This is a genomic window from Pseudomonas sp. 18173, from assembly GCF_050432945.1.
Lineage (GTDB): Bacteria > Pseudomonadota > Gammaproteobacteria > Pseudomonadales > Pseudomonadaceae > Aquipseudomonas.
In genome coordinates this window covers 89,878-105,380 of record NZ_JBKFTN010000004.1, presented here as the reverse complement: position 1 = coordinate 105,380, position 15,503 = coordinate 89,878, and the positions used below count along the sequence as shown (strand labels likewise).

At 58.6% G+C, this 15,503-nt stretch carries 11 protein-coding genes; 5 read left to right on the top strand and 6 right to left on the bottom strand.

What is annotated here, in order from left to right:
- Positions 1 to 11 precede the first annotated feature (11 nt).
- Both ACLD1X_RS05915 and codA read left to right on the top strand, forming a co-directional pair.
- Positions 12 to 842, top strand: a complete 831-nt coding sequence (locus ACLD1X_RS05915) for an alpha/beta fold hydrolase (RefSeq protein WP_429366544.1) — start codon at positions 12 to 14, stop codon at positions 840 to 842.
- A gap of 112 nt (positions 843 to 954) precedes the next feature.
- On the top strand, positions 955 to 2,199 hold the full coding sequence (gene codA, locus ACLD1X_RS05910; protein WP_429366543.1) for a cytosine deaminase: 1,245 nt from the start codon (positions 955 to 957) through the stop codon (positions 2,197 to 2,199).
- Between the two features lie 937 nt (positions 2,200 to 3,136).
- On the opposite strand, the gene ACLD1X_RS05905 is transcribed toward codA, so the two are convergent.
- The 3 genes from ACLD1X_RS05905 to ACLD1X_RS05895 all read right to left on the bottom strand — a co-directional run bounded on the left by ACLD1X_RS05905 (position 3,137) and on the right by ACLD1X_RS05895 (position 5,852).
- The gene (locus ACLD1X_RS05905; protein ID WP_429366542.1) at positions 3,137 to 4,114 is read right to left on the bottom strand and encodes a hypothetical protein; all 978 of its coding nucleotides are present in this window, start codon (positions 4,112 to 4,114) and stop codon (positions 3,137 to 3,139) included.
- A 10-nt stretch (positions 4,115 to 4,124) separates the two neighbouring features.
- Positions 4,125 to 4,613, bottom strand: a complete 489-nt coding sequence (locus ACLD1X_RS05900; RefSeq protein ID WP_429366541.1) for an Hcp family type VI secretion system effector — start codon at positions 4,611 to 4,613, stop codon at positions 4,125 to 4,127.
- Between the two features lie 246 nt (positions 4,614 to 4,859).
- Positions 4,860 to 5,852: a diaminopimelate epimerase gene (locus ACLD1X_RS05895; RefSeq protein ID WP_429366540.1), complete on the bottom strand. Its 993-nt coding sequence runs from the start codon at positions 5,850 to 5,852 to the stop codon at positions 4,860 to 4,862.
- A gap of 165 nt (positions 5,853 to 6,017) precedes the next feature.
- On the opposite strand from ACLD1X_RS05895, the gene ACLD1X_RS05890 reads away from it, so the two are divergent.
- Positions 6,018 to 7,169 carry an MFS transporter gene (locus tag ACLD1X_RS05890; RefSeq protein WP_429366539.1) on the top strand — a complete coding sequence of 384 codons (1,152 nt, stop codon included), beginning with the start codon at positions 6,018 to 6,020 and terminating at the stop codon, positions 7,167 to 7,169.
- A 141-nt stretch (positions 7,170 to 7,310) separates the two neighbouring features.
- A complete protein-coding gene (locus ACLD1X_RS05885) occupies positions 7,311 to 8,828 on the top strand; it encodes a trypsin-like serine peptidase (RefSeq protein ID WP_429366538.1) in 1,518 nt (505 codons plus the stop codon).
- Between the two features lie 65 nt (positions 8,829 to 8,893).
- Here ACLD1X_RS05885 and ACLD1X_RS05880 read toward each other — a convergent pair whose 3' ends face one another.
- From ACLD1X_RS05880 to ACLD1X_RS05870, 3 genes are all read right to left on the bottom strand, one after another.
- Positions 8,894 to 11,317 (bottom strand): TonB-dependent siderophore receptor, encoded by a 2,424-nt coding sequence (locus ACLD1X_RS05880; protein WP_429366537.1) that lies wholly within the window; start codon positions 11,315 to 11,317, stop codon positions 8,894 to 8,896.
- A gap of 98 nt (positions 11,318 to 11,415) precedes the next feature.
- Positions 11,416 to 12,399: a FecR family protein gene (locus tag ACLD1X_RS05875; RefSeq protein WP_429366536.1), complete on the bottom strand. Its 984-nt coding sequence runs from the start codon at positions 12,397 to 12,399 to the stop codon at positions 11,416 to 11,418.
- A gap of 40 nt (positions 12,400 to 12,439) precedes the next feature.
- On the bottom strand, positions 12,440 to 12,940 hold the full coding sequence (locus ACLD1X_RS05870) for a sigma-70 family RNA polymerase sigma factor (RefSeq protein WP_429366535.1): 501 nt from the start codon (positions 12,938 to 12,940) through the stop codon (positions 12,440 to 12,442).
- 233 nt (positions 12,941 to 13,173) lie between these two features.
- On the opposite strand from ACLD1X_RS05870, the gene tynA reads away from it, so the two are divergent.
- Entirely contained in the window at positions 13,174 to 15,462 is a 2,289-nt protein-coding gene (gene tynA, locus ACLD1X_RS05865) for a primary-amine oxidase (protein ID WP_429366534.1), read from the top strand.
- The last annotated feature ends 41 nt before the right edge of the window (positions 15,463 to 15,503 follow it).

Below are 15,503 nucleotides of genomic sequence, written 5' to 3'. Positions count from 1 at the left end.
ATCAGGAAGCAATGATCGACTGGCCGCTGGATCAGGTCTTCGACTTCAACGGACATCAGGTGCGCTACGCCATACACGGCGACGGCCCGCCGCTGGTGTTCGTGCATGGCACGCCCTTTTCTTCCTGGGTGTGGCACCGCATAGCGCCGCACTTCATCACCACACACCGGGTGCACTACTTCGATCTGCTGGGTTACGGGCAATCCGCACAGCCGGATGACGATGTGTCCCTGGGCGTGCAAAACCGGCTGTTGGCGCAACTGCTGGAGCATTGGGGCGTGGATCGCCCCGACGTGGTGGCCCACGACTTCGGCGGCGCCACCGCCCTGCGCACGCATCTGCTCAATGGCAAGGATTACCGCAGCCTGACGCTGATCGACCCGGTGGCGCTGACGCCCTGGGGTTCGCCGTTCGTGCAGCATGTGCGTCAGCATGAAGCGGCGTTCAGCGGACTGCCCGATTACATCCAGCGCGCCATCGTACCGGCCTATATTCGCGGGGCCATCCAGCGCGAAATCCCCGACGCCGAACTCGCCCCCTACGTACAGCCATGGCTGGGAGAGCCGGGGCAAGCGGCGTTCTACCGGCAGATCGCGCAGATGGACGAGTGCTACACCCTTGAGGCGCAGGGGTTGTACCCGACGATTCGCTGCCCGGTGCAGATTCTCTGGGGTGAAGACGACCGGTGGATTCCCGTCGAACGCGGGCGGGCCTTGCAGCAGATGATTCCCGGCGCACAGTTCCATCCGATACCCAACGCCGGGCACCTGGTCCAGGAAGACGCGCCTGAAGCGGTCGTTGCTGCCTTGATGCGGTTTTTGCCTTTGCAACAATCTTCCTGAACAAATCCGATCCCACATCTGGAGGGTGCTGGCCAATGTCACTGGCATGAATTGCCATCACCGAGCTAACGTAGAAGTATCGACTATACGATTGGCCATAAGGATCCGCCCGATGCACATCATCAACGCCCGTCTGCGCAATCAGGAAGGTTTGCATGAGTTGTTCCTGGAAAACGGCCGGATCAGCAGCATCGCCCGCCAGACCGAAGCCCCGACCCTGAGCCCTGACGATCTGGATGCCGGCGGCAATCTGGTGGTGCCACCCTTTGTCGAGCCGCACATCCACCTCGACGCCACCCTGACCGCCGGCGAGCCGCGCTGGAACATGAGCGGCACGCTGTTCGAAGGCATCGAGTGCTGGGGCGAACGCAAGGCGACCATCACCCTGGAGGACACCAAGGCCCGGGCCAAAAAAACCATTCAGGCCCTCGCCGCCCACGGCATCCAGCATGTGCGCACCCACGTCGACGTCACCGACCCGCAACTGACTGCGCTCAAGGCGATGCTCGAAGTGCGCGAGGAAAGCCGGCACCTGGTCGACCTGCAAATCGTCGCGTTCCCCCAGGAAGGCATCGAGTCCTACCGCAATGGCCGCGAGTTGATGGAAGAAGCGATCCGCATGGGCGCGGACGTGGTGGGTGGCATTCCGCATTTCGAATACACCCGCGATCAGGGCGTCAGTTCGGTGAAGTTCCTCATGGACCTGGCCGAACGCAGCGGTTGCCTGGTGGACGTGCACTGCGACGAAACCGACGACCCGCAGTCACGTTTTCTCGAAGTGCTCGCCGAAGAGGCCCGCAGCCGCGACATGGGTTCGCGGGTCACGGCCAGCCACACCACGGCCATGGGCTCCTACGACAACGCCTACTGCGCCAAACTGTTTCGCCTGCTCGGGCATTCGGGCATCAGTTTTGTCTCCTGCCCCACTGAAAGCATCCACCTGCAAGGGCGCTTCGATAATTTCCCGAAACGCCGGGGCGTGACCCGGGTCAACGAGTTGCTGGAAGCGGGCATGAACGTGTGCTTCGGCCAGGACTCCATCGTCGATCCGTGGTATCCGCTGGGCAATGGCAACATCTTGCGGGTGCTCGAAGCCGGCCTGCACATCTGCCACATGCTCGGTTATCGCAACCTGCAAAGTGCGCTGGACCTGGTGACGGACAACAGCGCCAGGGCCATGAACCTCGGCGATCGCTATGGCCTGGAGCGCGGGCGACCGGCGAACCTGCTGATCCTGTCGGCGGAGAGTGACTACGAAGTCATCCGCAGCCAAGGGTTGCCGCTGTACTCGGTGCGCGATGGCAAGGTGTTGATGAAGCGGACGATGCCGGTGGTGGAGTTCAGTGGGGTGAGCTGATCCCCGGGTCGTTTTTAATGACACCCGGGATAACACCCGGCGATAACCGAAAGTAAAAATCAAACATAAAAAAACCAAAGAACGAACATCGCAAAAAACAGCACCCCGCCGGTGATCCAAGGTGCTAACAGCTTCCGCTTAAGGTGTGGTGGCAAATTCGACAACTCGTTTTTTTCTATAAGACCACGCCTCTCGCAGAGTCGAGGAATCAAGAACATTAATGCCATGGAACAGTTTCTGACAACCACCCCAATAAAACCCGAACTTGAAAATACGGCTCGATTATTCGCCACAAACTTACTTTTATTTAGACAACCTTCTATTAATTCCGTAAACCGATAACACGACACAAATATCCAGCACATCACTAGAAACATGGAGACCATTATAAATATCGAAATGATCGCAAACGCAATATCACTCATTTTGACATAAACTCATAAACGATTTCGCCACTCATCTCTCCCATGCTTCCACCAACCTCACCGCCAACCAAACCACCTACCCCGCCTCCAATCACAGCGCAAGCCAGTGAGCCGGGACCTCCGGCAACCAACCCGAAGGCCACAGCACAAAAATCAAACAAAAAAAAGCCAAAAAACGAACATCACAAAAAACAACACTCCTCCCGTGATCCAGGGTGCTATCAGCTTTCGCTTCAGGTGTGGAGGCAAATTTAACAATTCATCTTTTTCTATAAGACCACGTCTTTCGCTTAGCCGAGGAATCAAGAACATTAATGCAATCGACCCATTCTTGAGAGCTTTACCAATCAGCCCCAACCCCGAAAAAGCCTCACGATTATTCGCTACAAATTTACTTCTGCTTAAGTAACTCTCTATTAATTCCGTATATCGACTGGAGGATAGAAGTATCCAGAACAGTGTCAGACACATGAGGAACAATATGAATATCGCAAAAAAACCCAACACGACCCTCACCTTTGCAGGTACTCATAAACTACTTCACCGCCCATCTCACCCATACCGCCACCAACTTCTCCTCCTGCCCAACCGCCGACTCCACTCCCAACCACAGCACAGGCTAGTGCACCGGCTCCGCCGGTAACGACTCCGAAGGCCACAGCGCACCCGATCGTAGCTGCGAAACCACCGGATAAACCTCCAAAAGATCCCCCAATCAGGCTCCCGGACAATTTACCACCTTCAACATATTTAGCTTTTCTACATTGTTCTTCACGCCCAGTTGAGCATGCGGTATAGATAGAGATACCTGCCGCAGCTGCATTCAAACCGACACCCAAGTACGTACCCTTTTTAAGAAGACTCGACGCTTTCGCCACACCATTAATAGTTTCGGCATAGCCGGTTATGGTCCCTGTATGCAAGTAACTTTTGGTGGATATGCCCAGCATTTCCTTGATGGAACCTTGGTTGCGTAAGCCGGATCCAAATCGGGCAAATTTCTTTAACTGACCATCAAGTTTCTCAAATAGAACCTTTCGCTTTAAATAAAAAGCGTCTCGATTCCGAGTGCCGCCATTTCTGAGGAGATCACCATGAGCGGCTTCAATTTCTTCAAGGGTTTTCTTGATGCCATCAAGGTGCTTGCTCCAGGCGCCGCCCACGGCGCCGATCCCTAGAGATGTATACCCAAGCGCCTTAGTCAGAAACTCATGATTCTCTACTAAAAATCCGTCGCTCTGCATCCCATTCGCCATTATGGCCAAATGGACTTGCGAAGCCTTCTGCATATAAAACGCTTCTTCGGCAGTACAGGACGATACTGACTCATCGCCTACAATAATTATCTCGCCCGGCAACACCACGGCATTGACAACATGTGCATTCAGCACATCAAACTTCGCACTGGATTTTTGTCCAAGGTTAAAGTTCGACTTCAAATATGAATATGGCTGCACGTGGGAATTTACAAAAACATATGCCTTTGACATGGAGGGAACCTCAGGAGCACTTGCTGTTACTGATTCGATCCCAACCGCCAGCTACGTTGCCGCCGCCAGCGCCATCCACGCGTTTCTGCAGGGTGTAAACCGTTTTTATGCGACCGTAGTCAAGACTGATACTTTCAGACGGAACACCATCACTTGCTGTTTGTGAATAGCTGGAAATAATGACCTCTTCCAGCCTGATTTCGAAAAATTTGAGCTTGTCGCCGCCAGCGCGGTGCAAACTCAAAACAACTTCTTTCAGATGCTCACCTGCGCAGCTTGCCTCCATAAGCTTGCAGCTGGACTTATCCAGTTTTTTGGTAAACGTAAAGTCGGTAACGGTCGTTCGTCCAGTAGAAGCTCCCCCGGCTGAACTGGCAGTAGCTGAGGTTCCCTGGTGAGTGCCGAAGCGGTAGCCCGTAATTTCGATCCAGTCCCGGTGTTGCTCATCAAGGGCTTCACCAGGGATTCCATTGATCTTGATAAATGCATCGAGTGCCATACAACCGCTCCTTGGCTTTGGGGAGTTTTTATAAAATCATCCATGGGCGAATGTACGGTTTTGTGACCAAGTATTGACTGATGCAGACTGCCAAACGGTGAATTCAGATCTTTCCTACCTATGCGCCGGCTTAGTTCTGTAGGACGCACTACAAAAAATCTGACCGTCCCTCACGCAGTTCCCAATTGTGGTGGAAGTCTTTAAAAGACTCAGCTCAGAGCAAAGATCAAGAAATCAGTGTCTCATTCAATCCATCATTCGAGCCGTACCAAACAAGCTGACCCGACTCAATTCCCCCTGCTCCTCTTCCAGCAAGATCGGTGCCGTGCCACCTGGCATCGTCACCTTCACCTCCCCGGCGCTGACCCAACCCGCCCGCCAGGCCGCACTGGCCACCGCACTGGCGCTGGTCCCCGACGACGCCGTCGGCCCCTCACCCCGCTCGAACACCCGCGCGGCGATGTGCCCTTCGGACAAGCGCATCGCCCATTGCAGATTGATCCCCGCCGGGCACGGTTTGCCTTCCCCAACCGGCATCGCGTAGGCGATCCGCATCAACCCGTCACCCAACGCCGGTTCACGCATCTGCTCGTTGCTCGGCAGATCCTCGGCACTGTCCACCAGCGTCACGCAATGCGGATTACCAACCCGCGCGAACTGACTGCGCGACCAGGCGCCATTGAGTGCCGCCAAGGGTTCAACGTGGCTGAGTTCACGACCATTGAACACCACAGCCTCAACCCCGTGGGCACTGACCGCTGCCGGCCCGAATCCCGGCTGCCCCAGGTCGAGCCAGAAACCCTTCACGCCCTCGACTTGAGCGGTTTTCACCGAAGTCTGCCCCGGTGAAGGCGTGTCGGTTTTATCGTGATGTACCCTGAGTTCACAGGTTTCGCCCTGCGCAAAAAGCCCCTGGTCGCTCAGCGCCTGAGAAAAGATCGTCAGCCCGTTGCCGCTGCGCTCGGCCAGCGTGCCGTCGGTGTTGACGATCAGCAGATCGAAGGGCGACGACGACTGGAACGGTCCGACCAGCAATCCGTCACTGCGATGATCCTTGCCGCCGGCCGGCTGCGTGCCGGGTGCCCAGCTACAGCAAGCCTCGATGGCCGCCACGGCCCATGCCTGACGGGTTTGCGCAGCCTGGCTGGCCTGAGCGGGCAAGTCGATGCCCTGGCGGCGCAGTTCTTCGGGCGCTACCACGATGTAGATATTGCCCCGTGCGTCGTACCTCTGCGCCATGGCGCCCTCCGTGTGTCATTGGAATGACTCAACATATCGCGAAACACAGCGGCGCTGTGCAACGATGTCGCCCTGATTGACCGCAAACTTTCCGGGCACTGATCGAACCCTCGCCGGTCGATCACTGTCCGTTGAGGACGTGACGTTTTTTTGCCAGGGATTGATATGACCAGCCTCAACAACCAAACCACCTTCGTTCCCGGCCGCCTGGAACAGATGTCCACGCGCATCGCCTTTTTCATCGCCGGGTTCGGCATCGCCGCGTGGGCGCCGCTGGTGCCCTATGCCAAGGCCCGGGCCGGGCTGGATGAGGGCACCCTGGGCCTGTTACTGCTTTGCCTGGGCGTGGGTTCGATTCTGGCGATGCCGTTGGCCGGGGTCCTGGCCTCGCGTTTCGGCTGCCGGCGCGTGGCGACCGGCGGGACCCTGCTGATCTGCGCCGCCCTGCCGCTGCTGGCGACGGTGTCGTCGATTCCGGCCCTGATCGCTGCCTTGTTCATGTTCGGCGCGGGTCTCGGCACCGTGGATTCGACGGTCAACCTGCAAGCGGTGATCGTCGAACGCGCTAGCGGCAAAAACATGATGTCGGGGTTCCATGGCCTGTTCAGCCTTGGCGGGATCGTTGGCGCGGCGGGCGTCAGCGGGTTGCTTGGCCTGGGGATTTCACCACTGGGGGCCACGCTGGTGGTGATCGTGCTTCTGTTGATCGCGCTGGCCAAGGCCGTGCCACACCTGTTGCCCTATGGCAGCGAGAGTTCGGGGCCGGCGTTTGCCGTTCCCCATGGCATCGTCCTGTTCATCGGCGGCATGTGCTTCATCGTGTTCCTGGCCGAAGGCGCGGCGCTGGACTGGAGCGCGGTGTTCCTGGCCCAGGAACGGGGTATCGACACCGCCTATGCGGGGCTCGGTTATGCGGCGTTTGCCTTGACCATGACCGTGGGACGCCTGACCGGTGACAAAATCGTACGGCGACTGGGCGCGACCCGGGTGATTGTGTTCGGCGGGCTGACAGCCGCCACAGGCTTGTTGCTGGCGACATTCGCACCGGGTTGGGAGGCGGCGCTGGTGGGTTACGCACTGCTGGGGGCCGGTTGCTCGAACATCGTGCCGGTGTTGTACACCGCCGTGGGCAAGCAGACCGTCATGCCCGAGAGCATCGCCGTGCCGGCCATTACCACCCTGGGTTATGCGGGCATCCTGGCGGGGCCGGCCGTGATCGGCTTCATCGCCCATGGCAGCAGCCTGAGTTTTGCCTTTGCCTTGATGGCGGTGCTGCTGGTGGCGGTGGCGATTGGCGGGAAGGTGTTGAAGGTCTAAGACGTACACGCCATCTGGAACCGGCTACAGGTTGCTCGAAACAAGTGGACCAACGGCACATAAAACTGTCATTTATGACAGTAGACAAGAAGTTTCTGCAGTTTGATCCTGACATGAGAAGTTCATCTCTGGATCTCCATCATGAAAAAAACATCGTTTGTGAACGCATGCTCTGTCTTGTTGTTTACCTTGGGAGGCCTGAACTCCGCAATGGGAAAACAACAGGATTGGGGGGAAGGGACACCCAACTTTTCTGCTGCGCAATCGCTGAAAAACGCTACGGGCCAGTACGATCACTGGCAGTCAATCGGTCGAGTCGAAATTGAAGGCGGCATGACTTGTTCAGGTACGTTGATTGATACACGCCACAAACCCGATGGACTGGATGATCCGGCCTATGTATTGACTGCGGGACATTGCAGCCACCTCAACCCTGACACGGTGCTCGAAAATGAGGTTGCCAAGGGTCATGTTTCTTTTAACTATTTTCAGGACACTGCCGAGAAACAGAAGTCGTTCCCCATCACCACGATAAACTGGAGCACCATCCGGGGACAGGATGTTTCCATCATCCAACTCGACCAGACACTCGGGCAACTCATCGATCAAGGCATTGTTCCACTGAAATTGGCGACCCGCTCCTTATCTCAAGGGAGCGACATACTGATCGTCGGATCACCTGTCGGCAGCCATGTTCAACGTATGGCTTGCCCGCAGGAGCACTCGGCTGGGGTTATCGAAAGTATGTGGGCATGGCAGGATCAAATCAGCAATCGGTGCCTGGATGTCGTGTCAGGTATCTCCGGCTCCCCTGTCCTGGATCGCTACACTAACGAAGTCGTCGCCGTAGTAGGCACCACTACACGTGGTAGCGGGCATTCCCGATGCAGCAGTGGTGCCCCTTGTGAAGTAATCAATGGCGCAATCAGCAAAGCCACGGATACCAACTACGCCACACAAACCATCGGTATTCAGGAGTGTTTTACAGCAGGTAAATTCAATCGAAAGAATGGAGTTTGCAGCCTCGGGCCAGCGTTTACTTTTGATTCTTCCTTGCCGGAACAGAATCACATAAAACTTGAGCGTGATGATGCTGGAGCCGTTGTGCCCTGGCAATGGACAGAACTTTTTTCTATCGATCAGCCTTACTACCGCTACAAGTACACACGAACATTGGCGGACTGCCGGACTCTGAGTGGCTATAGCGACCCCATCACCAGCATTGAAGGCAGGAAAAACGAACTCAGTCAGAAAGTCGAGAGCGGAGCCGGCATGTACTTGATGTGCATCATGGGCCAGAACGATAAAATCAGTGTTCCGGGCCAATGGGATGCGCGAAACGCAAGAGTTTACTGGCGCTGGATGATGGAAGGACCGAACAAGCTTGCTCCGATTTATACCATTACCCAAATGGACGAAGTTACCTATGAAATCAGAGTGTTTCCCGTTAGTCCCGATCTGAACGCCTATCAGTATAAGTATAAAGCCGGCCCAACCAACCAGACCAATTGCCTGGACGATGCGGAATATAGGCCCGTCCAGGGATCAATCGGCGTGTTTGAAGTATCTGTCGAGAGCGGTCAGGTAGTCGTCTGCCTTAAAACAAACGACCTTGCCGGGAATCCTTCTCCTGTTGCCGACTTCAAACTACCCGAGTAATCGTCGACTAGATCCCCACGGATTTAATGCAACCTGTGGGGACAAGCCGGGTACATCTCGGCCTGTCAGAACCCGACACTGGCCTGCACGAAGAACGTGCGCGGCGCGCCGACGTACATGCCCGAGTTGTTGTCGCTGGAGCGCGTGAAGTACTGCTTGTCGAAGATGTTTTTCACCCCGGCCCCCAGCTTCAGGTTCGACACCTGCGGGCCGAAGTCATAGCCGCCACGCATGTTCCAGGTCACGTAACCCGGAATGTCACCGAACTGGCCGTCGGCGGTGCCTTCGGTGATGTAGTTGCCGTTGAAGCTGCCGTCGGCGTTCACGCCGGTGCCCGGCGAGCGCTGTTTGGACTGGGCGAACGCATCGAGGTTCCAGGTCCAGCGGTTGATGTCGTAACGCAGGCCGGCAGTGGCCACCTGACGGGAGTAGAACGGCAGGTCACGCCCCTTGAAGCCCGGGATATCGCCTTCGCTGGTGGCGCGGGTGTAGGTGAAACCGGCGTTGGCGGTCAGGCCGTCGAGGCGTGGGTCCAGCGCGGCCAGATCGTAGTGCACCGACGTCTCTATGCCCTGGTGTTTGGTCGCGCCGAGGTTGGTCCAGCCCACATCGTTGCTGATGTATTGCAGTTCGTCGTCGAAGTCGATGTAGAACAGCGTCACCTCGCCGCCCCACACGTCATCGTTGTAGCGCGTACCGATTTCGTAGGTCTTGGCCTTTTCCGGCTCCAGGCCGTTGGCGGTGTTGTCGCCGATACCGCCCTGCCCCAGCTGGAAGTACTGCAGCGCGCCGAACGAGGTTTCGTAGTTGGCGAACAGTTTCCAGGCATCGGACATGTGATACATCACGCTCAGGGCCGGCAGCGGCTCATTGCTTTCGATGTTGCGTTTTTTCTCCGGCACGCGTTTGCCAGCCGTGTCGAGTACCGGGCGGTCGTGCCAGTCGGTGCTGATGTGCTCGAAGCGAATACCCGGCGTGACGGTCCAGTTGCCAACGTCGATCTTGTTGTCGACATAGACCGAATTGGCCTCGGTTCCACCGGTACGGTCCTGATAGACATGGCCGTCCGCCCCCGGACGCACCACGGGCTCGTTGTTGACCAGCGCCACACGGCTGGCCTCTTCGTGCATGCCTTCCTTGAGGTAGCGATAACCGACGCTGACTTCCTGGGTGGTCGGGCCCACATCGAAGACATGAGACACCCGTGGTTCGATACCGAAGGTGTAGTAGCTGCGCGGGTACGAGCTGAGGGTCTTCAGGTCACGGGCGGCGATGGTGCTGCCACGAAAACTGTCGGTGTAGTAGGTCAGCACTTCGGCCTGGGTGCGATCATCGATCTGCCGCGCCCACTTGAACGACACATCCTTGCGGCGGCCGCTGAAGTTGTCGTGGTCGCGTACGGACTGGAACGGGTCGGCGTCGAACTGCGCCTGGGTCAGGCCGCCGGGCATGTCGGCCTTGGCATCGTAGTAGTGAAAATTGAGGCTGAAATCGTCGACATCGGTCGGCGCCCAATGGGTCTTGAGGATCACGTCGTCGATGTCGTTGCCGTTGTTGCTTTCACGGTAACCGTTGCCGTTCACGCCGGAATACAACAACGCCATGCCCATGCCGTTGTCGGCGGTGCCGCCCATGAACGCGGTGTCGATGTGTTTCCAGCCACCGTGCTGCGAGGTTTCCAGGGTGGTGCCGATTTCCGCGGAGGCCTGTTCCGGGATTGCCCGGGTCACGAAGTTGATCACGCCACCCACGTTTTGTGGTCCGTAACGTACGGAACCGGCACCGCGCACCACGTCGATGCTGTCGAGGTTGCCGGAGGAAATCGGCGCCATGGACAGTTGCGGCTGGCCGTAAGGCGCGAACGCCGCCGGGATGCCGTCGATCAGCACGGTGGAGCGTGGCGACAGGCGCGAAGTCAGGCCGCGCACGCCGACGTTGAGGGAAATATCACTGCCACCGGTGCCGTTGGCGTCCTGCACCTGCACGCCAGGAACGCGTTTCAACACGTCGCCGACGTTCATCGCGCCCTGCTCGACCATGGCCTCGCGGCGGATCACGGTTCGTGCGCCGGGATGGTTCTGCACCACGGCGGCATCGGCATCGCCAAGCCAGTCACCGACCACCTTGATGTCCGTCACGCCCAGTTCCAGTGGACCGCTGGCCGCCGAAGCTGGTGCCGGCATCAGCGTCACCGAACCTTCATCGATCTGGTATTGCAGGCCGCTGCCTTGCAGCAACTGGCGCAGCGCGTCTTCCGGGGAAAGGTTGCCATCCACCGCCGGAGCCTGCTTGCCGGCAACCAGTTCAGGGCTGAAGAACACCTGAAGCGAGGTTTGCTGGCCCAACTGGCTCAAAGCTTGTCCCAAGGGTTGCGCCGGAATGTGGATGCCGTCGGCCGCAAAGGCCTGGGGCAGCGCAACGTTGACCGCCAGCGCGAGGGCCAGCGGCAACCAGGGGAGTTTGTTGTTTTTAGCGGTGGGGTTTTTCACGTCGAACGTAGTCCTGTGGATCGCAAGAGCATGCGCTTGTTAATGCAAACCAGTTGCAGTTGAACAGGAAGACGAAGAACTCGAAAAAAACCTGAATTTTATTTTGAAATTATTTCCTGGCTGCCGTCGCCAAGGGTGCGCACGGCCACCGGCAGGATGCTCGGCAAGGCCTTGAGCAGCGCGTCGGTGTTGTCGGACTTGAACACGCTGGTCAGGCGCAGATTGCCCACTGTCGCGTTGCCGACCTTCAGCGGTTTCTCCCGATAACGCGAGACCTGCTCGGCGACATCGGCCAGGCTGGCGTTGTTGAACACCAGTTTGCCGCTGCGCCAGGCAGTCATTTCCGCCGGGTTGACCGCATAGGCGGCGGCAACGTTGCCCTGGGCATCGACATGGGTGCCAAGGCCTGCCGTCAGATTGATGAAGTCGCTGTCGGCGGCGTCGCGACCTTGAACCCTGACGGTGCCCTGCTCCACCACCACCCGGGTTTCGCTGGCGCCGCGACGCACATCGAAACGGGTGCCGGTGACCGTGACCTTGCCACTGCCCGCCGCGACCACGAAAGGCCGGCGGGTGTCATGCTCGACGCTGAACATCGCTTCGCCTTCGCTCAGCTCGACGTTGCGTTGACCCTTTTCAAAGCGCACCTGAATCCGGCTGCGGCTGTCCAGGTCCACCACCGAGCCATCCGGCAACGCCACATGGCGTCGCTCATTCAGGGCCGTCGAGAACTCGGCGGTGTACGGCGCAGGATGATTCAGGCCGCTGAACAGGCCCAGGCCGAGCGCCACTGCCAGCACGCTGGCGGCCACCGCGTAACGCAGCACGGGGCGGCGCTTTTTCAGGGCTGGCGGGGTTTCACACAAGGCACGCAAACGCGCCGCCGGCACCAGCTCGGCGGCGCTCCACAAACCCTGGAGCACTGCGAATTCGTCTCGGTGTTGGGCGTGTTCGTCCAGCCAGGCCTGAAACCGGCGACGCACGTCGACATCGACCACAGGCTCCTGCAAACGCACAAACCACTGCGCCGCGTCATCGCGAACCGTTGTTTGCCCGCACGCACAATCACGAGTATCCATCATGGAAGTTCCTGTTTGGCCGGGGAGAAGAAGGCGCGGCCGGTCATGACTGCAACCCGTCCAGGCGATCGCGCAGGTGTCGAAGCGTGCGGATCATATACTTTTCCACCATGTTCCTGGACAGCCCCAGGCGCTCGGCGATTTCGGCCTGGGTCAGGCCCTCGATCTTCTGCCAGACAAACACCTTGCGGCAGTTGACCGGCAGCTCGGCGAGCGCCCGTTCGATGGAATCGGCCAACTGGATCGCGTGCATGAAATGCTCCGGGTCGCCGGTCGGCGACTCACTGAGATCAATCGCCTCTGACTCCATGGCGCCCCGCCGGTCCTCACGCCGATAACCATCCACGGCGATGTTGCGCGCGGTCTGGTGCAAATACGCCCGGGGCTGCTCCACCCGCGCCGAATCGGACTCGAGCACCCGCACGAAGGTATCGTGGGCCAGGTCCTCGGCCTGCTGACGGTTTCTCAGGCGACGGGTCCAGGTGCCAACCAACTCTTCGTAATGCTCGAAAAAGCCGTGTCTGCGGGGCAGCTTGAGGGTCATTGCGCTGTGCTGTGGAGACGGGGTGCGAATAGTAATGCTTCCTATTAACCGGAAGCAATGACTTGCGATCCCCGCACCGGGCACTTTGTCCGCTTGCCAGGATGCATTTCGTCAGGAAAGCTGGCTTGCGGCACGGAACCAAAGAAATCTGGCAGGCATTCAAATGCAACCATTGACGGGTTGGAACACAGTGCAGCAATGCCTGTACCCGGCTTTTCCCCAGGAATTCACACATGTTCAGCTCCAAAGCATTGCCTAAAAGAACACCGCTTGCCCGTCTGGCCCTGGCCATCACCCTGAGCACCCTCGGCCTGCCTTTCTGGGCGAACACTGCCCAGGCCCACGGCGGTCACGCCGACATGGTGCCGCTGCAAGCGGGTCTGGAGGCCTTTGGTGCCACGGTGAAATGGGACGATTACGCCAACCTGTTCACCATTGCCAAGGACGGGGTCTACCTCAAGGTCAAGCCCGACAGCAAAGTGGCGATGCTCAATGGCAAGCGGATCGAGCTGACAGTGCCGGTGGTGTTCAAGGACCATACGGCGTTCATGTCCACGGACTTCATCAACCAGGTGTTCCAGTCCGGCCTGGACAAGACCTTCGTCGTCGAAACCCGCCCCAACCCGCTCAATCCCCTGAGCGCCGCCGAAATCACCACGGCTGTGGACATCGTCAAGAAGTCGGAAAACTACAAGCCCGGTTTCCGCTTTACCGAAGTCTCGATCAAGGAACCGCCCAAGGATCAGGTGTGGAACTTCGCCCTGACCGGGCAGAACGTCGCCCAGCCGCGCCAGGCGAGTATTGTGGTGCTCGACGGCAAGCACGTGATCGAGGCGCTGGTCGATCTCGACAGCAAACAACTCAAATCCTGGAAGCCGATCGAAGGCGCCCACGGCATGGTGCTGCTGGACGACTTCGCAACGGTGCAATCGGCCGTCGAGACCAGCCCGGAATACGCCCAGGCCTTGGCCAAGCGCGGTATCAACGATGTGAAAAAGGTCGTGGCCACGCCGCTGACCGTCGGTTACTTCGACGGCAAGGACGGCCTGGCGCAGGACAAGCGCCTGCTGAAAATCGTCAGCTACCTCAACACCGATGACGGCAACTACTGGGCGCACCCGATTGAAGGCCTGGTGGCAATTGTCGATCTGGAACAGAAAAAGCTGATCAAGATCGAAGACGAAGCGCTGATCCCGGTGCCGATGAAACCGACGCCGTATGACGGGCGCGGACGCAAGGGCGTCGAGGTCAAGCCGCTGGAAATCACCGAGCCCGAGGGCAAGAACTACACCATCAGCGGCAACAGCATTCACTGGCAGAACTGGGACTTCCACGTTCGCCTCGATTCGCGGGTCGGCCCGATCCTGTCCACCGTCACCTACGACGACAAGGGCAAGAAACGCAAGATCATGTACGAAGGCTCGCTGGGCGGCATGATCGTGCCTTACGGCGACCCGGATGTCGGCTGGTACTTCAAGGCCTACCTCGACTCCGGCGACTACGGCATGGGCACCCTGACTTCACCGATTGCCCGCGGTAAAGACGCCCCGGAAAACGCCGTGTTGCTGGACGCTACCATCGCCGACTACACCGGCGCACCAACCGCGATCCCGCGCGCCATCGCAGTGTTCGAGCGCTACGCCGGCCCGGAATACAAACACCAGGAAATGGGCCAGCCCAACCTCAGCACCGAGCGTCGTGAACTGGTGGTGCGCTGGATCAGCACCGTGGGCAACTACGACTATATCTTCGACTGGGTCTTCCAGCAGAACGGCACCATCGGCATCGACGCCGGCGCCACCGGCATCGAAGCGGTCAAGGGTGTGAAATCCAAGACCATGCACGAAGACACCGCCAAGGAAGACACGCGCTACGGCACCCTGCTGGACCACAACATCGTCGGCACCACGCACCAGCACATCTACAACTTCCGCCTCGACATGGACGTGGACGGCGAGCAGAACTCACTGGTGGAAGTGAACCCGGTGGTATTGCCGAACGACCGTGGCGGCCCGCGCACCAGCACCATGCAAACCGAAACCAGAGTCGTCGGCAACGAGCAGCAGGCGGCGCAGAAGTTCGACCCGTCGACCGTGCGCCTGCTGACCAACTTCAGCAAGGAAAACAAGGTCGGCAACCCGGTTTCCTATCAGTTGATTCCGTACGCCGGCGGCACGCACCCGGTGGCCAAGGGCGCCAACTTCGGCAAGGACGAATGGCTCTACCACCGCCTGAGCTTCATGGACAAGCAGCTGTGGGTGACGCAATACAGCCCCGAGGAAAAATACCCGGAAGGCAAGTACCCGAACCGCTCGGACAAGGACTCTGGCCTGGGGCAATTCACCCAGGACAACCACTCCATCGACAACACCGACGATGTGGTCTGGCTGACCACCGGCACCACCCACATCGCCCGTGCCGAAGAATGGCCGATCATGCCGACCGAATGGGTGCACGTACTGTTGAAACCGTGGAACTTCTTCGATGAAACGCCGACCCTGAACCTCAACGCACCGAAATAAGGCACACACACAACCCTGTAGGAGCGAGCTCGCTCGCGATG